Genomic DNA, 17,117 nt, shown 5'->3' on the forward strand with positions numbered 1-17,117 from the left:
ATGGTGCTTTATCGGGGCGGGTGCAGGTTAAACGTACGCCGGGGCTGGTATCTGCCACTATCGACCTTTGCAGGTCCTTTCCGAGGAACACCGCTATGGACGACGTACAACAACTGGGCGAGATGCTTCGTCATTACGCCGAGAGCGAAGCGCACAAGAAGCAACTGTTCGAGACGCAATCGGCGGCTTGGGCTACACGGATTACCGCGTTGTTCGGTGATATTCAGCAATGGCTGGAACCGGTGCAGGCGCCGAATCTGCTGGAGGTGAGTCGTGAGGCGTATGTCGCGTTCGGGCCGAGCACACCGGTGGAGACCTCGACCTTCAAGACAGAGAAGCTGAGCATTGTGATTGCCGGTAAACCGGTGGAGTTTGTGCCGGATGTGATGGGCAGCGCGGGACAGATCTCGCTTGCGGTGATGGGGCTGACGGCGGCGCGTTATGGCAGCATTTCGCTGGTGGGATTGGCGAATGGTGAGTGGCAGTGGCGCAAGACCAATGGTTTGAAGGATCCGGATACGTTTGCCTTCGACGCCAATTTCCTTGCCCAGCAGTTGCAGAGTCTGATTCCTCGCGATCGCGGTTAAGATCAAGAGCTTACCCCCTCACCCCAGCCCTCTCCCCCAAGGGGGCGAGGGGGAAAGGGAGCCGATCTTCATTGTTTTTGAGATTGCATTCACCCGAGATATTTCAGGTCGACGTAACCCGAACAAACAACTCGGTCAGTTCCCTCTCCCCCAGGGGGGCGAGGGGGAAAGGGAGCCGATCTTCATTGTTTTTGAGATTGCATTCACCCGAGATATTTCAGGTCGGCGTAACCCGAACAAACAACTCGGTCAGTTCCCTCTCCCTCTGGGAGAGGGCTAGGGTGAGGGCAGCCCACCTGACACACCTCACATCTCCAGATTGACCCACCCCGGCTTCGCCACCTCCGGCGCCACCGCTTTCACGGTTTTTCCGGTAGCCAGCTCCACCCGCCGAGCCACCTCCGGATCATCGGCAAACGGCACCATGCTCGCCTCATCCAGACTGTCCGCTGTCTCCCGCCGCAAGCAGTACTCCACCGCCAGCCACAGAAACACCACGCCCAACGCATCAAAGAAAATCTCCATCACGAGCGGCTCCCTGCCTCAGGCGATCTGCGCTTCACTGCGCGCCAGTGCAACGTCGGCAACCCGCACCGTGCGCCACACGTTGTAAGCCATCAGCAACATCCCGGTGAGGAAGAACACCCCTCCGGCGAAACGCACGATGAACCCCGGATGACTGGCCTGCAGCGCCTCGACGAACGAATAGGTCAGTGTGCCGTCCTCGTTGATCGCCCGCCACATCAGGCCCTGGGTGATACCGTTGACCCACATCGAAGCGATGTACAACACCGTGCCAATCGTCGCCAGCCAAAAGTGCAGGTTGATCAGCGGCGTGCTGTACATCTGCTCGCGACCGAAGACTTTCGGCACCATGTGATAGGTCGCGCCGAAGGTGATCATCGCCACCCAGCCCAAGGCGCCGGCGTGCACGTGGCCGATGGTCCAGTCGGTGTAGTGGGAGAGGGCGTTGACGGTTTTGATCGCCATCATTGGCCCCTCAAATGTCGACATGCCGTAGAACGCCAGCGACAGCACGAGGAAGCGCAGGATCGGGTCGGTGCGCAACTTATGCCAGGCGCCGGACAAGGTCATCATGCCGTTGATCATCCCGCCCCAGCTCGGCGCCAGCAGGATCAGCGACATGGCCATGCCCAGCGACTGCGCCCAGTCCGGCAGCGCTGTGTAGTGCAGATGGTGCGGGCCGGCCCAGATGTACAGGGTGATCAGCGCCCAGAAATGCACGATCGACAAGCGATACGAATACACCGGGCGATTGACCTGTTTCGGCACGAAGTAATACATCATCCCGAGGAACCCGGTGGTCAGGAAGAAACCCACCGCGTTGTGCCCGTACCACCACTGCACCATGGCGTCGGTGGCGCCGGAATACACCGGATAGGACTTGAACCAGTCCACCGGAATCGACAGGTGATTGACCACATGCAGCATGGCGATCACCAGAATGAACGCGCCGAAAAACCAGTTGCCGACGTAGATGTGCTTGGTCTTGCGCTTCACCACGGTAGTGAAAAACACCACGGCGTAGGCGACCCAGACCACGGCCATCCACACCGCGCCGGAGAATTCGATCTCGGCGTATTCCTTGGTGGTGGTGTAGCCCATTGGCAGGGTGATCAGCATGATCACGATCACCGATTGCCAGCCCCAGAAAGTGAACGCGGCAAGGGTGTCCGAGTACAGCCGCACCTGGCAGGTACGTTGCACTGCGTAGTAACTGGCGGCAAATTGCGCGCTGCCGGCGAAACCGAAAATCACCAGGCTGGTGTGCAGCGGTCTTAGACGGCCGAAGGTGGTCCACGGCAGATCCAGATTCATCTCTGGCCACACCAGTTGCGAGGCGATCAAAACCCCCATCGCCATGCCCACCACGCCCCAGAAAATTGTGGCAATGACGAATTGGCGGACGACCTTGTAGTTATAAGCCTGTCCGATTGTTGCTGTGCTCATGGTCAGTTCATCCACGGTTGCAAAGTCTTGCCAGGCCACCCGGTCTGGCATGAGCTGCACTGTAGAAACCCCGCCAGAAACAAAACAGGCTCAGGAATCTTTGATTTGTGCGGATCAGATTGAAGGGCTGACTGCGGCGTTCTGCCGCGCCCTGATATGGTTTTTATCGCTTCAGGTGAATCTGTAACGTGCTGCGCTGTTCGGCCATAGTCTGGGAAAATCCTGTGGGAGCGAGCTTGCTCGCGAATGCGGTATGTCAGACAACCTATTCGTTGCCTGACACACCGCATTCGCGAGCAAGCTCGCTCCCACAGTTTTGATCCGTGATCAATCCTGATGAGGTGGCAGTTGCATGTATCAATACGATGATTACGACCGGGCGCTGGTGTTCGAGCGCGTTGCGCAGTTTCGCGATCAGGTCGAGCGCTTCATGGCCGGGGAACTGAGCGAAGAGGAGTTTTTGCCGCTGCGCCTGCAAAACGGCCTGTACATGCAAAAGCACGCCTACATGCTGCGCGTGGCGATTCCCTACGGCACGTTGAGCGCCGAGCAGATGCGCACGCTGGCGAGCATCGCCAGCGACTACGATCGCGGTTACGGCCACTTCACCACGCGGCAGAACATGCAGTTCAACTGGATCGAACTGAGCGACGTGCCGGATATTCTCGAACGTCTGGCGCAGGTCAACATGCATGCGATCCAGACGTCCGGCAACTGCGTGCGCAACATCACCACCGAGGCTTTCGCCGGGGTCGCGGCTGACGAACTGATCGACCCGCGCCCGTTGGCCGAGATCCTGCGGCAGTGGTCGACGATCAACCCGGAATTCCTGTTTCTGCCGCGCAAATTCAAGATCGCCATCTGCTCGGCCAAACAGGATCGCGCCGCAATCATGATGCACGACATCGGTCTGTACCTTTACCCCGGTCGCGACGGGCAGATGCTCCTGCGAGTGATCGTCGGTGGTGGCCTGGGTCGCACACCGATTCTCGGTTTGCAGATCCGCGAAGGCTTGCCGTGGCAGCATTTGCTGTCCTACGTCGAAGCTGTGCTGCGGGTGTACAACCGCCACGGCCGGCGCGACAACAAGTACAAGGCGCGGATCAAGATTCTGGTCAAGGCGCTGGGCATCGAGGCGTTCGCCAAGGAAGTCGAAGAGGAATGGCAACACCTCAAGGACGGCCCGGCGCAACTGACCGAGGCCGAATACCAACGGGTCGCCAGCGCCTTCGTGCCGCCGGTTTATCACACCTTGGCCGACACCGATCTGGACTTCGGCACGCGCCTGGCCGAAAGCCCGGCGTTCGCTCGTTGGGTCGCGCGCAATGTGCAGCCGCACAAAGTGCCGGGTTACACCAGCGTCGTGCTGTCGACCAAACCGGGCATGGCCTCGCCGCCGGGGGATGTCACCGGCGTGCAGATGCTCGCAGTCGCTGACTGGTCGCAGCGTTTCGGTTTCGGCGAGATTCGTATTGCCCACGAGCAGAACATCGTCCTGCCCGATGTACCGAAAACCGATCTCTATGCGCTTTGGCAACTGGCGTGCAAACACGATCTGGGCAGCGCCAACGTCGGCCTGCTGACCGACATTATTGCCTGCCCCGGCGGCGATTTCTGTGCCTTGGCCAACGCCAAATCGATCCCGATTGCCCAGGCGATTCAGGCACGCTTCGACAACCTCGATTACCTGCATGATCTGGGCGATATCAGCCTGAACATCTCCGGCTGCATGAACGCCTGCGGCCATCACCACATCGGCAATATCGGCATCCTCGGCGTCGATAAGAACGGCAGCGAGTGGTATCAGATCACCCTCGGCGGCGCGCAAGGCAAAAACAGCGCATTGGGCAAAGTCATCGGCCCGTCGTTCAGCGCCGCTGAAGTGCCGCAGGTGATCGAGCGCATCATCGGCACGTTTGTGCGCTATCGCGAGCACGAGGAATTGTTTGTCGACACCGTGGCAAGGATTGGCCTGGAGCCGTTCAAGGAGCGGGTCTATCCGAAAACGCTGGAGGCCGCGGTATGAACAATCTGTTGCGGCTGGAGCAGGGCGTGGCGCGAATAGTCACGGATGACCCATGGACGCTGGTGCGTGAGCCATCGACGCCAAGGCCGGCAGGTTTGCTGATGTTGCCGCTGGCGCACTGGCTGGAGTCGCCGTCGACCCACGCGGTGTGGCTGGGCCCGGACGATGAGGTTGAAAGCCTGGTGCCGTGGCTGGCCTCGTTGCCGCTGATCGCGCTGGACTTTCCGAGTTTTCGCGATGGCCGTGCTTACAGCCAGGCGTATCTGCTGCGCAGTCGTTTCGGTTGGGCAGGGGAGTTGCGCGCGATTGGCGATGTGTTGCGTGATCAACTGAGCCATATGCGCCAGTGCGGGTTCGACAGTTTTGCGGTGCGTGAGGACAAATCTGCCGAGGATGCGTTGAAAGGCTTGGCCGGCATGAGCGTGTTGTATGGGCGTTCGGTGATCGAGCCGCGCCCGCTTTTCCGTCGGCGTTGACGGTTGAAAAGATCGCAGCCTTCGGCAGCTCCTACATTTGATCCCGTGTAGGAGCTGCCGCAGGTTCGGGCCGCGTTCGGACGATCTTTTGATCTGGCTTTTAACACCGGGGAAACCCTTACAACCTTGGTCAATCGGGGATTTTTCCTTGGGTCGATGCTGGCCTTTTGGTAGAGTCGCCGTCGCCAGCGGGTTTTCGGCTGGACGATGGAACCGAAGAAGGGAGTCTGATCAGTGAGTCCGGGCAAAAAAATCCTCGGCCTCACAGCGTTGCTTTTAATGGTGACGCTGTGGGCCAGTTACTTTTACGTATTCAAGGAAAACCGCAGCGGTCAGCTCGGCGGTGTCGGCGAAAGCACCGCGTGGTGCGGCACGCCACCGTCCACCGAAGCGGCGTTGCTGGGCAAGGACCAACTGACCTTGCGCGTCACCAACAACCTGCGCGGCGAGTTCATGCTCAGTGGCTCCCTTGTGGTTTCGGAACGCACCTTCAACCGTTACGACCTCAGCCGCAACGAACTGCGTTTGCGTCTGGAACCGTTGCAGTGGTCCTACGGCGTCACGCCGATCTTCCTTGAACAGGTCAAGGTGCAGCCGCTGAGCCGCAACCTGTCGGCCACCAACAAAAGCGCCTACGCCGAACTTGAACCGCGCCCGATCGGCGTACAGGGTCAGGTCACCGAATTCCCGTTCGACACCTACCGCTACGGCTACAAACCGGTGCTTTATTACCTCAAGGGCAGCGAGCGCATCGACCTGCGCTTCAAGAACATCACCACGCTGATGGAGATGTCCAATACCTTCACACCGATTCAAAAATACAACCGCGTCGACTATATCAACGAGAACAACTCGATGATCCGCGACAACGATTACAAGGCTTACGGCCCGCACGAATGCGCGTTCAGCGTCGAGCGCAAAGGTTCGTTCAAGGTTGTCGTGTTGTTGCTGCTGTTGGTGTTGTGCCTGCCGTTGCTGCTGGTGTTCTACCGTAACGAGCCGGGGATCGACTTCCTCGCCACGCTGTTGGGCGCGGCGATCGTGAGGGTGTTGCTGATCGGGCCGGTGCAGGACTTCCAGCTCTACAACATCGACTTCCTGTTGGGCGCGGCGATTTTGCTGGTGGGCACGGTGTCGCTGATCAAGGCGATGCACATCAACAGCCGGCGCGAGATGGCATTGCGCAGTGGTGAGACGTCGTCCTGGTAATGGCGTGAACCCTGAAAAGCCCCTCACCCTAACCCTCTCCCAGAGGGAGAGGGGACTGACCGAGTTGTCTGGCGAGCGACACCGACGTGACAGACCGAGTCGATTATGGATTCAAAGCGAATCGGTCACGTCGGTGCATCTCTTGAATCTCCCCCAATCGGTCCCCTCCATCTACCTCTGGGAGAGGGGACTGACCGAGTTGTCTGGCGAGCGACACCGACGTGACAGACCGAGTCGATTATGGATTCAAAGCGAATCGGTCACGTCGGTGCATCTCTTGAATCTCCCCCAATCGGTCCCCTCCATCTACCTCTGGGAGAGGGGACTGACCGGGGTGTCTGTCGTCCTCCACCGACGTGAAAGACCGAGTCGATTATGGATTCAAAGCCAATCGGTCACGTCGGTGCATCTCTTGAATCTCCCCCAATCGGTCCCCTCCATCTACCTCTGGGAGAGGGGACTGACCGGGGTGTCTGTCGTCCTCCACCGACGTGAAAGACCGAGTCGATTATGGATTCAAAGCCAATCGTTCAAGTCGGCGGAATTCTTGAATCTCCCCCGGTCGGTCCCCTCTCCCTCTGGGAGAGGGCTAGGGTGAGGGAAGCCAATCTCCAGCCAATCACTTAAGCGCCGGATCCCCCATATTCATCCTCTTCCACCCCTGCAACAGCACCTGCGCCTTCGGCTCCTGCCCGCTGTCGAGATACCACTGAATCAGCGACAACCGCGCGTTGCGGTTCGCCGGTTGTACCTTGAGCAAACCTTCCAGCACCGCGCACGCCTCATCGACCTTGCCGCTTTCATGCAGCGCCACCGCCAGCACATAACCGTACTGCGCGTTCTGCGGCTCCAGTTGCGCAGCTTTTTTCAGCGGTGACATGGCTTCGGTGGTCTTGCCGGCGCGGATCAGCGACAAGCCACGGGTGTGCTGCAACAGTGCGGCGTCCGGATGCTGCTTGAGGCTGTCATCCAACAGCGTCTGCGCCTCCTGGCCACGGCCATTGGCTTCCAGCCATTGCACCAGCGTCACCAGTGCCGGGTAGAAATCCGGATCGCGTTTGAGTGCCGAGCGCAGCAGACCTTCAACTTCCGAACCACGGCCATTGGCCTGATACAGCATCGCCAGATTCAGATTGGCCTCGGCACGTTCCAGCAGGCTTTTCTGCACCGCTTCGTACTCGGCAATCGCAGCCTCCCAATTGGCTTGCGCAGCGCCAAGACCATTGTTGCGCGCAACACTCAACAGATCCCGCGCAGCCACAATGCGCACGGCTTTCACTGGATCACCCAGAAGCGGCGACAACAATGGCGCACGCTCCGCTGGCGGCAGGAATGCACTGATCGCTCGCGCAGCGCTTTCACGTACTTGCGGCGCCGGATTCTTCAAGTCCTGGGTGGCCAGTTTCAGTGCCTGTTCGCTCGGGTACAGCGGCAATTCAGCGAGCAACGTCGCCCGTTGAATCGCTGGCAAATTGCTGCGCTGCAACTGCTCATATAGCGCATCCGCGGCGCCCGGCTGGCCGTTGCGGATCAACCACAAGCTTTCGTCATAACGCGGTGCCAGCGGCGCGGCAGAGGCGCTCCACAACTTGAACTGCGCGGTGACCTTGTCGCCAGCCTTGCCTTGATGGCAGGTCAGGCAGGCGTCCGGTGTGCCGAGCTTCTGCGCCCGTTCCGGGTTGGGAATGCTGAAGCTGTGGTCATGCCTGAAGTCATTGCCCATGTAGAACTTGCCGGGCATGTGACAATCGACGCACTGCGAACCGGGCTGGCCCATGGTGTGGCGCGTATGCTCGATGGAATCGTAGTTCTTCGCTTGCAGGCCTTTGCCGTCGACACCTTCGATTGAAGTCTTGCCAGCGGTGTTATGGCATTGCAGGCACACCGCGTTGCCCGGTGCCTTCAGCTCGTTGCTGTGCGGGTTGTGGCAGTTGCTGCAACGCACACCCTTATCGAACATTTTGCTTTGCAGGAACGAGCCATGTTCGAACACCTCATCCTTGATCTTGCCGTCCAGCGCATACAGTTCGCGGGTGAGGGTGCTCGGCAGGTAGTCGTCCATCAGCCGCTTGCCGACGGTGTAGCCATCGCCCAACGGCGCTCGACGTGCATGGCAGCGGGCGCAGGTTTCGATCTCGACGGTGGCGTTCTTGTCCTTGAGGTCGACGTCAAACCCCTGATGAATCAGGTCGGTTTTTTTCTGCGTCCACTCCAGGTGATTCGAGGCCGGACCGTGACAAGCCTGGCAACCGACACCGAGGCTGTTCCACTGACTGTTGAAGGTGTTGCTGGCCGCATCAAAATTGCGCTTGAAGCCGGTGGTGTGGCACTCGACGCACATGAAGTTGGCATTCTGGCTCGGCTTGCTCCAATGCAGCGGATTCTTGAAGTTGACGCCTTGGCCGGCATAGAGATGAAACCAGCGATGTTTCTCGGTATCCCAGGCCACGCCGAGCGCCTGCAAACGACCTTCGCCGACTTCGATCAGGTATTGCTGCAGCGGCGCGATGCCGAAGGTGTAGGCGACTTTGAAGTCGCCGTTTTTGCCGTCGATGCCGGGCGTATTGACCCAGAATTCATCGCCCTTGCGCGAGAAACGCGTGGTCTCGTTTTCGCCTTTGAAGGTGACGTTGTTGAAGTCGCCGAGCATCGTCTCAGCGTTCGCCGGCTGCATCGCCAATTGGTGATGTGAACCTTGCCAGTCCTTGACCTGTTCGCTGTGGCAGCCCTGGCATTGTTGTTCATCGACCATCGTCGCCGGTTTGCTCGCCACAACTGGTTGTGGCTTGGCAGCCGGGGCGACGGGGGCGCTGATCGGCGCGGGTTTCAACGGCGCCGGAGCAGGGCTGAAGAGAAACCAGCCGATGCCCGCGACGGCGGCGAGCAGTACAGCGATGGTGATCGGGAACAGGTATTTTGAAATGGAAGGTTGCGTCGAATCAGGGTCAGGTTGTGCGGTTTTATTTTTATGCTTGGGCATTGCGACTTCCGTAGTCCAGGTGCATTTGCCGTCTGGCGTGCGTTCAAGCTCGATGCAGCTTTGCCGGATCATCGGCGTCTGTCAAATGACCCTTGTGATCCGTCGCGCAGGTTTGTGTGAATTTTGTGCTTTGCAATCGCAATTACTGAGGTTTTAGCTATACCTGTAACTCCCCCAGGCAAAGTTTTCGGCCTTCTGACAGGAGTTACAGCATGAAGCTAGCAGTGATGATGGGCACTCTGTGTTTTGCCACTCTCGCAGTGGTGGGTTGTTCCAGCAAAACCGTCGACCCGAAAGAGTACTCCGGCTTCCTCAAAGACTACAGCCAGCTCAAGGAGGCCAAATCGCCGTCCGGTGCCGAGGTCATGCGCTGGATCGATCCGAAGGTCGACATCAAGAAATTCACCAGTGTGTATATCGAGCCGACCCAGCTGTACCCGAAACCGCAACCGACCGCGAAGATCTCCCAGCAAACCCTCAATGGCATCACTTCCTACTACGATCAGGCACTCAAGCGTGAAATCGGCAAAGACCTGCCGTTGGCAACCGGTCCTGGCCCGGGCGTGATTGTGGTGCGTGCGGCGATCACCGCCGTGAGCAGCAAGACTGAAGGCCTGCACGCCTATGAGGTGATTCCGATTGCTCTGGTCGCCGCTGCGGTCAGCACCGCCAGCGGTATTCGCGATCAGGAAACTACCCTGGCCACCGAAGCGGTGTTCCTCGATGGCGCGAATAACAAGGTCGTCGCGCAAGTGGTGCGCAAAGGCACCGGCAAGCCGTTGGAAAATGACTCACAGGCGATGACGGCGAATGACGTCAAACCGGTGATCGATGGCTGGGCCTCGGACATGCGTCAGTCGTATCTGAAGCTCAAGGCAGCAAAATAAGCGCACCCGGCCGGAGTCCCGCGAGGGTTCTCCGGCCGGTGCAACTCCTCAGAAATTGGCGCGTGCCTGACGGTTGTAGTGGCTGAGCAGGGCGTCGTAGCCACGGGTGACGGCGTAGTAATCGTCGCTCAAACGTTGCGGTTCGGCGTGGTTTTGCCAGTCCTTGTGCAGGGTGTTCAGTGCGTCGAGATAGTGCTGCGCAGGCTCACGGATGTGGCGCCACAGCTCGCGCGCATCATCGTCTTTATTACGGAAACCAGGCTCGCGCGGACCGATAAAAGGCCCACCGCGATTCCATGCCTGTTGCAGATCGGCGCTGGTGTCGGCCACGGCTTGCGCGGTCAGGGTGCGGTGTTTCATCCCGTCTTCCAGCAATTCCAGTGTCTCCCGGGCCTGAATCATGTACGCCAGCAGCGACCAGTGGATCTCCTTGCCTACGCGTGCTTCAAGAAGCTTGAGCTGTGCGAGGCGCTGCGCGACGTCCAGTGGCAGCAGTTCTTCTCTCAAGGCAGTCGATGCGCTGATATAGGCATTGCTGGCGGTCTGAATTTGCGCAAGCAGCTGCGGTGTCTGGTTGAACGGGACGACAAAGAAGCTCGCACTTTTATCGAGTCGAGTCGGTGGAGAAATCACCGATGCCCACTTCAATGCTTGCGCGTAGTCACGGACTTTCTGCGACAGCGCTGGCTGGTAGGCCAGCAGCTCAAGCTTTTCGTTGATATCCCGCAGGCAGGTATCCTCCTGGATGTCACGCACAGTGAACGCATCGCTGTTATCGAAATCCTGTGGCTCGGAAATATACTTTCCGTATGCATCACTGGTTGGCCGCTGATGTTCGTTTTTGTCGTAGGCGTTGCGCCAGTGCACATCGACGCGGTTGACGCAGGCGATGATCGGGCTCAACGCGTTGGCCTGCGCGGTCACGGGGGATTCGCGCTGATCAAGCCACAGATCGAGCTTCAGGAACGGCCGGGTCGCGCTCGACAGCCCCATCACCACCAGAACGACCACTACGCCGCTGACAAACATGAGTCTTGAGGTCATGGTCGTGCCTCCGCCGGATACCACTGTTCACGGGTGGCGGGCGCGCCACAGTCGAACGAACTCGCCGGCAGCCGACTGCACAAGCGCTCGGCCCAGGGTTGCAGGCCCTGATTGCGATTGACCGTGCCTTGGCTGGCGGCCACTTTGAACACGCCCAGCACCAGCACCAGGGCGACAACCCCGAGTAGCGACAGGCCGATTTTCACCGGCAGGTTGGTCTTTTCCCAGGACGTGTGTGGCTTGACCTGACGGCGACGGATCAAACCCACGCAGGCCAGTGTGGCGGCGTAGACGACGCCAGCGATGGGGCCGAAAAACCAAGTGAGCCCGGCCACCATCAATGCGCATGGAATCAGGTCACGCAGTACGCCGAACGGCGCAGCGTCCTTGGCGAACCCTGGCCACAACCGCGCGCTGAGGCGGTCGTCCAGCAGCCAATGGGTGTGCGCCAGTTCGTGAGTCAGCCAGTTGATGCCCGCAGCGATCACGCCAAACACGATCGTTGAGGTCATGACGATATTGATCAGTCCGGTGACGCGCAGCCCCAGCGGGATGAAATGGCTAAACGCACCGATCAGACAGGCCAGCACCACGCCAACGTAGGTCGGCCATTCACCGCGTTTCAGTTCCCAGTCGCGCCAGAAGAACGCGGTGCCACCGGGCAACGCTGCGCAGACCTTCGGATGATTGGCGTACAGCGCCGAACTCAAGTGTCGGCAATGCTCCCAATCTTTCTCACGCAGGCGCCGGGCCAATGCGCGGCGCTGGCTGAACGGGCCGCTGCCGAGCAACAGGCGGGCGGCGCGGTGTTCGGCGGTGGCGGGCGGCTCTTCGGCGAGTTGACGTTGCTGCGCGATAAACCGCGGTGCCTCGTAGCGAGCGGTCAGCCGCTTCCATTCATCTTTCGGGCAAAGATTGGCCGGGCCGGAGTGCCAGCCCTGGCCAACGCACACCTGTTCGAAAATAGCGGAGGACCAGTATTCGCTGTCCAGCAGCAATCGACTCAGGTACAGGTTGAACCACTGCCGGTGCACTTCAGCGTCGAGCCAAAGGTATTGCGCGCACTGTGCGTAGGCCTGCAAAAAGGCTTCGCCGTCTTCGCGTTCGAGGGCATCACGCAATGGTCGAGTCATGCGATCACGCTGCTGATCGAGCAACAGTTCGATCGACTCTTCATCCAGCTCAAGCCGCTGCCAGGCACTGAACCAGTGATAGGTCTGCACCGCCCAATCGACCATCGGCGCCGACGTGTCAGGGTGCTCGATGCAATGCTGCAGCAGGGTTTCTTCGAGAATATGCGCACAACCCTGCTCAACGGCGAGGGCATGGCGCTGTTGCAACTGCGCAAGGCTGGTGCCGTGCAGCGAGCGCGTCGCCTGTTGCAAGGCATCGACTTCGACCACGGTCAGGCCGGTCAAATCCCAGCTGTCGTCCGGCGCTTCGTTGTCTTCGTGGACCTGCGCCCATTCCTTGTAATTCAGGGCTTGCTCATAGGCGTCACGCAGGCGCTGAAAGCCCTCGGCGTCTTCGTCCGGGCGGGTCTGTTTGAGCAGGGCGGCGTATTGGCGTTTGATACTGCGCGTATCGGCGTCGGCGGTAAGGCCAAGGACGGTCCAGCAACTCATTGCGTGTACAACTCCATGAAAACCTTCGACGCGGTCCAGTGGTGGCACTTTGATTGCGCGCACCCTACCTGTTTCGCGTCGAAAAGTCCTCAGCCACCATTCATTTGCCGACGAACCAGCGGAAATACGGGTTGCCGCCATCGCCGCGCATCACCTCGCCGATATCCCGTGCCCAGGCATCGCGGTCGCCGTCATAGGCATGCAGGCTGGCGCGATAGAACTGCATCAGGCGCTGACGATGGCTTTCCATACGTTCATTGAAACCGGCATCGGCATTCACCAGTGACGGCGCCTGATACAGGTCCAACAGTGCCGGCAACACGCGCGTGATCTCCTTGCTGCGCACCCATGGCGCATATTCGATCCTCGGCTGATCGTCGGTCACCGCAGGCGCATCGGCAGCAAAGCGTTCAAGCCCGGCGCGATCGGTGACCCAGGTCGCGAGCAGGGCAGCGGCCGAGCCGATACCGACATCCTGCAAGGTGCTACGCACGCTGTCCTGCTGGAAACGCGCGGTAATTTTTGCGACGTCCATTTCCATCGGCTGCAGCGAACCGACCAGCAGCATCTCGTGGAATTCGCTGGTCCACAGCGAGGCATACGGGAACACATCAAGGAAGCTGCGCACCAGCGAACGCGAGTCGTCGATGTTCTGCGTCGGCAACGGCAGCCACTGCGCGACGATGCCTTTGTCCTCCAGGCGACTCGCCGCCAACTGATAGAAATCCCGCGAATACAGATTGACCACGCCGGCCGCAGAGGGCGGTGGCGGTTCGAGGGTGATCAGGTCATAGGTTTGTGCGCTGCGCAGCAGTTCCTGGCGCCCGTCGCGCAGACGCACATCGACGCCGGGATCGCTGGCGGCGTTGAAGTTGCCCTTGAACAACGGCGCGGCTTTGACCACTGACGGCAGCAACTCGGCAACCACCCGATGTTCCAGCCTCGGGTAGCGCAGCAGGGCGCCAGCGGTGATGCCGGTGCCGAAACCGATCACCAGCGTCGAACGCGGCTCACCGTTGTGAATCAGCAGCGGCAGCAAGGCTTGCACACGCATGTAGCGCAGTGAGGGCATGGCATCACCGGTGTTCGATACGCCTTGAATATACAAGCGATGGAAGGTGTTATCGCCGCGACCTTGAGCAACCACGGCGACGGTGCCGCCCCGTCCTTCTTCATAGAACGACAGGCTGCCGTTGCGCGCACCGGGCAGCAGGCTGGCGAGTTTGTCGACCGGGGTAAACACGGCAAATGCAACCGAGACCAGACCGAGGGCAACCACGGCCTGACGCCGGCCTTTCTTCACGTGATGACCTCTGCGTACGGCAAAATAGCCGATGCCGGCGGCGATAATCGCCAGCAGGCCCAAGGTGCGCACCAGCCCCAGCAGCGGGATCAACAGGAAGCCGCAGAGCATCACCCCGACGATCCCGCCGAGGGTATTGAAAGCGACCACGGCACCCACATCCCGACCTACGCGTTCATGGCCGACACTCAAACGCAGTGCCAGCGGAAACGCCGCGCCAAGCAGCAGCGTCGGTACAAAGACAATGCTCAACGCTGCCACCGCGAAGCGTGCACTCATGCCGGCGAGTTCACTGGCGCCCAGACTCAACAGCCACATTTCCGCCTGACTTTGCGCGATCACCAGCCAGCGCCCGAGCACGGCGATTTCCAGCAACGCGATCAGGCCGGCGCCGGCAATCAGCAAGCCGAACACGCCCCACGGATCACGAATGCGCTCGACCCGCCGGGCGAGCAGGGCGCTGCCGATAAACAGCCCGGTCAGATAAGTCGCCAACACCACGGCAAACGCGTAGGTGCGGGTGCTCATGAACTGCACGATCGATTGCGACCAGACCACTTCATAACCGAGCGCCACGCCACCGGCGATGGAGTACAGCCACAGCGCGGTTCGATCCGGGGCTTTTTCCGCGTGGTGTTTGACGGTGGTGGTCAGGGGCGCCGGATGCTGCCGGGCCAGCCATAACGCACCGATGGCTGCCAGCAGATTGAGCATCGCCGCGAACAAGGCACTGCCACGCACACCAAGGCTGGCGATCAACACGAACGCGGCGAGCAGGGTGCCGACAACCGCCCCCAAGGTGTTGGCCGCATATAACTGACCGCCAGCCTTGCCCGGATCGGCGGCGAGCGAACGCACCAGCACCGGCAGGGTGCCGCCCATCAACACCGCCGGCAAGCCGACCAATGCGAACGGCAATATCCACGCGATCAGGCCGACATGCTCTTGCAGCCAGGCAAACGGACTGGCCGCCAGGCTCATGGCCACGGTCGCGCCGACGCCGAGAATCGCCACCAGCACTTCCAGCCCGGCATACAGCAACACCGGCTGCTGCAAGCGATCGGCCCAGCGCCCGAACAGCCAGCCACCAAGAGCCAGTCCTGCGAAAAACGCACTGATACCGGTGGTGATCGCATACACCTCGACGCCGACCACCAGCGACAGTTGCTTGATCCACAGCACCTGATAGACCAGCGCCGCTGCGCCGGAGATGCACAGCAGCAGGGCGGGGAACAGCAGCGCGGGAGCGGCGGTATGTGAGGCGGGTATGGCCGACGGCTTGCTGGCGATACGTGAGGACATGCGTAGGCCTTAATTCAAAAGTGATTGTGACGGTGCTGGCCCCTTCGCGAGCTTTCTCGCGAAGAAGCCAACACAGTCCCAAGTCAAAAAAAGGGCCGCCCGCCGGTGACGGCGAGCGGCAGTCGAGCGGTGTTACTGGGCTTTCTTCATTTTCTCTTCGATGCGACGATCCACGTCCTCACGAATCTGGTCGATGCTGAAGCTCGCCGGACGCTGACTCGGTGGATAGTCGACGAATGTCTGCAGGAACTTCGCAGCCCTGCGGGTGCCGTCGAAAATCAGATAGTCGTTTTTCGTCAGCCAGTCATAGTATTGGTCAGACACGATGTCAGCCCGTTCGTACGGGTCCATGCGCAGGTTGAACATTTTCGGCACACGCAGGCACACGAACGGTTCGCTCCACACTTCCAGACCACCGGGAGCGCGCTGCTCACAGAAGACCAGTTTCCAATCGTTGAAACGCATGCTGACCAGCACACCGTCATCGTTGAAGTAGTAGAACTCCTCGCGCGCGCTCTTGTCGGTTTTGCCCGTCAGGTAATCCAACTGGTTGTAACCGTCCAGATGCACCTTGAAGTTCTTGCCGCCGACGTCGGCGCCTTTGAGCAGGCGATCCTTGATATCGGTGTCGCCGACCGCCGCCAACAGCGTCGGGAACCAGTCCAGACCCGAGAACAGCTGCGTCGAAACTTCCCCCGCCTTGACTTTACCCGGCCAGCGAATCATTGCAGGCACTCGATACGCACCCTCCCAGTTGGAGTTTTTCTCGTTGCGGAACGGTGTGGTTGCCGCATCCGGCCACGACCATTGGTTAGGGCCGTTGTCGGTGGTGTAGACCACGATGGTGTTGTCGGTCAGCTTCAGGTCATCGAGCGTTTTGAGCAGTTTGCCGACGTCGCCGTCGTGCTCGATCATGCCATCGGCATATTCGTTGCCGACCATGCCGCTTTGACCCTGCATTGATTCACGCACGTGGGTGAACGCGTGCATGCGGGTGGTGTTCATCCAGACGAAGAACGGTTTGTTCGCCTTCGATTGCTTCTCGATGAACGCCTGAGCGGCGGCAGTGGTTTCGTCGTCGATGGTCTCCATGCGTTTTTTGGTCAACGCGCCGGTGTCCTCGATCTTGCCATCGGCAAAACTGTGGATCACGCCACGCGGAGAGGCTGCCTTGACAAACTCGGCATCATTCTTGGGCCAGTACGGACGCTCCGGTTCTTCTTCGGCATTGAGGTGATAGAGGTTGCCGAAGAACTCGTCGAAACCATGGTTAGTCGGCAGATATTCGTCTTTATCACCGAGGTGGTTTTTACCGAACTGGCCCGTTGCGTAACCTTGTGCTTTCAATGCCTGGGCGATGGTTATATCGCGGGGCTGCAAGCCGACTGGCACGCCAGGCATGCCCACTTTCGACAGGCCAGTACGCAATGGAGTCTGCCCGGTGATGAACGACGATCGTCCAGCCGTACAGCTGTTCTCCGCATAGTAGTCGGTGAACATCATGCCTTCTTTGGCGATGCGGTCGATGTTCGGGGTCTTGTAGCCCACCACCCCCATCGAATAGGCGCTGATATTGGTCTGGCCGATGTCATCGCCGAAGATTACGAGAATGTTGGGTTTCTCAGCCGCTGTGGCAGTTGCCGACAGCGCCATGACCGAAGTCGCCACCAGGGCGAGTTTCGGTAGCCACTTGCGTATGCGAGTCAT

Annotated in this window: 12 protein-coding genes; 5 read left to right on the plus strand and 7 right to left on the minus strand. The window is 59.9% G+C overall.

Going from position 1 to position 17,117, the window contains the following annotated elements:
• The first annotated feature begins 95 nt into the window (after nucleotides 1-95).
• Complete coding sequence (locus tag CKW38_RS05055; RefSeq protein ID WP_095112044.1) at nucleotides 96-587, plus strand: hypothetical protein; 492 nt, start codon at nucleotides 96-98, stop codon at nucleotides 585-587.
• 306 nt (nucleotides 588-893) lie between these two features.
• On the opposite strand, the gene CKW38_RS05060 is transcribed toward CKW38_RS05055, so the two are convergent.
• Together CKW38_RS05060 and ccoN are read right to left on the minus strand one after the other, a co-directional pair.
• Complete coding sequence (locus CKW38_RS05060; RefSeq protein ID WP_095112045.1) at nucleotides 894-1,112, minus strand: CcoQ/FixQ family Cbb3-type cytochrome c oxidase assembly chaperone; 219 nt, start codon at nucleotides 1,110-1,112, stop codon at nucleotides 894-896.
• 18 nt (nucleotides 1,113-1,130) lie between these two features.
• Nucleotides 1,131-2,558 (minus strand): cytochrome-c oxidase, cbb3-type subunit I, encoded by a 1,428-nt coding sequence (ccoN, locus tag CKW38_RS05065; RefSeq protein WP_095112198.1) that lies wholly within the window; start codon nucleotides 2,556-2,558, stop codon nucleotides 1,131-1,133.
• Between the two features lie 352 nt (nucleotides 2,559-2,910).
• Between ccoN and CKW38_RS05075 the strand changes: the two genes are divergently transcribed.
• The 3 genes from CKW38_RS05075 to CKW38_RS05085 all read left to right on the plus strand — a co-directional run bounded on the left by CKW38_RS05075 (nucleotide 2,911) and on the right by CKW38_RS05085 (nucleotide 6,269).
• Nucleotides 2,911-4,584, plus strand: coding sequence for a nitrite/sulfite reductase (locus tag CKW38_RS05075; RefSeq protein ID WP_095112046.1), 1,674 nt, complete (start codon nucleotides 2,911-2,913; stop codon nucleotides 4,582-4,584).
• The gene (locus tag CKW38_RS05080) at nucleotides 4,581-5,060 is read left to right on the plus strand and encodes a DUF934 domain-containing protein (RefSeq protein WP_095112047.1); all 480 of its coding nucleotides are present in this window, start codon (nucleotides 4,581-4,583) and stop codon (nucleotides 5,058-5,060) included. Before CKW38_RS05075 ends, CKW38_RS05080 begins: the two co-directional genes overlap by 4 nt.
• Nucleotides 5,061-5,294: 234 nt before the next feature.
• On the plus strand, nucleotides 5,295-6,269 hold the full coding sequence (locus CKW38_RS05085; protein WP_007919007.1) for a hypothetical protein: 975 nt from the start codon (nucleotides 5,295-5,297) through the stop codon (nucleotides 6,267-6,269).
• A gap of 619 nt (nucleotides 6,270-6,888) precedes the next feature.
• On the opposite strand, the gene CKW38_RS05090 is transcribed toward CKW38_RS05085, so the two are convergent.
• Nucleotides 6,889-9,249, minus strand: a complete 2,361-nt coding sequence (locus tag CKW38_RS05090; protein WP_095112048.1) for a tetratricopeptide repeat protein — start codon at nucleotides 9,247-9,249, stop codon at nucleotides 6,889-6,891.
• Between the two features lie 212 nt (nucleotides 9,250-9,461).
• Here CKW38_RS05090 and CKW38_RS05095 point away from each other — a divergent pair, with 212 nt between their 5' ends.
• Nucleotides 9,462-10,136, plus strand: coding sequence for a DUF3313 domain-containing protein (locus CKW38_RS05095; protein ID WP_038368954.1), 675 nt, complete (start codon nucleotides 9,462-9,464; stop codon nucleotides 10,134-10,136).
• A gap of 48 nt (nucleotides 10,137-10,184) precedes the next feature.
• Here CKW38_RS05095 and CKW38_RS05100 read toward each other — a convergent pair whose 3' ends face one another.
• The 4 genes from CKW38_RS05100 to CKW38_RS05115 all read right to left on the minus strand — a co-directional run bounded on the left by CKW38_RS05100 (nucleotide 10,185) and on the right by CKW38_RS05115 (nucleotide 17,117).
• A complete protein-coding gene (locus tag CKW38_RS05100; RefSeq protein WP_095112049.1) occupies nucleotides 10,185-11,180 on the minus strand; it encodes a DUF3829 domain-containing protein in 996 nt (331 codons plus the stop codon).
• Nucleotides 11,177-12,805 (minus strand): J domain-containing protein, encoded by a 1,629-nt coding sequence (locus CKW38_RS05105; protein WP_095112050.1) that lies wholly within the window; start codon nucleotides 12,803-12,805, stop codon nucleotides 11,177-11,179. The genes CKW38_RS05100 and CKW38_RS05105 overlap by 4 nt, the downstream gene beginning before the upstream one ends.
• Nucleotides 12,806-12,905: 100 nt before the next feature.
• Nucleotides 12,906-15,410, minus strand: a complete 2,505-nt coding sequence (locus CKW38_RS05110) for a fused MFS/spermidine synthase (protein WP_095112051.1) — start codon at nucleotides 15,408-15,410, stop codon at nucleotides 12,906-12,908.
• A 132-nt stretch (nucleotides 15,411-15,542) separates the two neighbouring features.
• Nucleotides 15,543-17,117: an arylsulfatase gene (locus CKW38_RS05115; protein WP_095112052.1), complete on the minus strand. Its 1,575-nt coding sequence runs from the start codon at nucleotides 17,115-17,117 to the stop codon at nucleotides 15,543-15,545.

It is taken from the genome of Pseudomonas sp. Irchel 3H7, assembly GCF_900187605.1.
In the GTDB taxonomy this organism is placed as follows: Bacteria; Pseudomonadota; Gammaproteobacteria; order Pseudomonadales; family Pseudomonadaceae; genus Aquipseudomonas.

Excerpts from the sequence above, each read along its gene's own strand:
- CKW38_RS05055 (WP_095112044.1), top strand. The coding sequence starts at position 96 with ATGGACGACGTACAACAACTGGGCGAGATGCTTCGTCATTACGCCGAG.
- CKW38_RS05060 (WP_095112045.1), bottom strand. The coding sequence starts at position 1,112 with ATGGAGATTTTCTTTGATGCGTTGGGCGTGGTGTTTCTGTGGCTGGCG.
- ccoN (WP_095112198.1), bottom strand. The coding sequence starts at position 2,558 with ATGAGCACAGCAACAATCGGACAGGCTTATAACTACAAGGTCGTCCGC.
- CKW38_RS05075 (WP_095112046.1), top strand. The coding sequence starts at position 2,911 with ATGTATCAATACGATGATTACGACCGGGCGCTGGTGTTCGAGCGCGTT.
- CKW38_RS05080 (WP_095112047.1), top strand. The coding sequence starts at position 4,581 with ATGAACAATCTGTTGCGGCTGGAGCAGGGCGTGGCGCGAATAGTCACG.
- CKW38_RS05090 (WP_095112048.1), bottom strand. The coding sequence starts at position 9,249 with ATGCCCAAGCATAAAAATAAAACCGCACAACCTGACCCTGATTCGACG.
- CKW38_RS05095 (WP_038368954.1), top strand. The coding sequence starts at position 9,462 with ATGAAGCTAGCAGTGATGATGGGCACTCTGTGTTTTGCCACTCTCGCA.
- CKW38_RS05100 (WP_095112049.1), bottom strand. The coding sequence starts at position 11,180 with ATGACCTCAAGACTCATGTTTGTCAGCGGCGTAGTGGTCGTTCTGGTG.
- CKW38_RS05105 (WP_095112050.1), bottom strand. The coding sequence starts at position 12,805 with ATGAGTTGCTGGACCGTCCTTGGCCTTACCGCCGACGCCGATACGCGC.
- CKW38_RS05110 (WP_095112051.1), bottom strand. The coding sequence starts at position 15,410 with ATGTCCTCACGTATCGCCAGCAAGCCGTCGGCCATACCCGCCTCACAT.
- CKW38_RS05115 (WP_095112052.1), bottom strand. The coding sequence starts at position 17,117 with ATGACTCGCATACGCAAGTGGCTACCGAAACTCGCCCTGGTGGCGACT.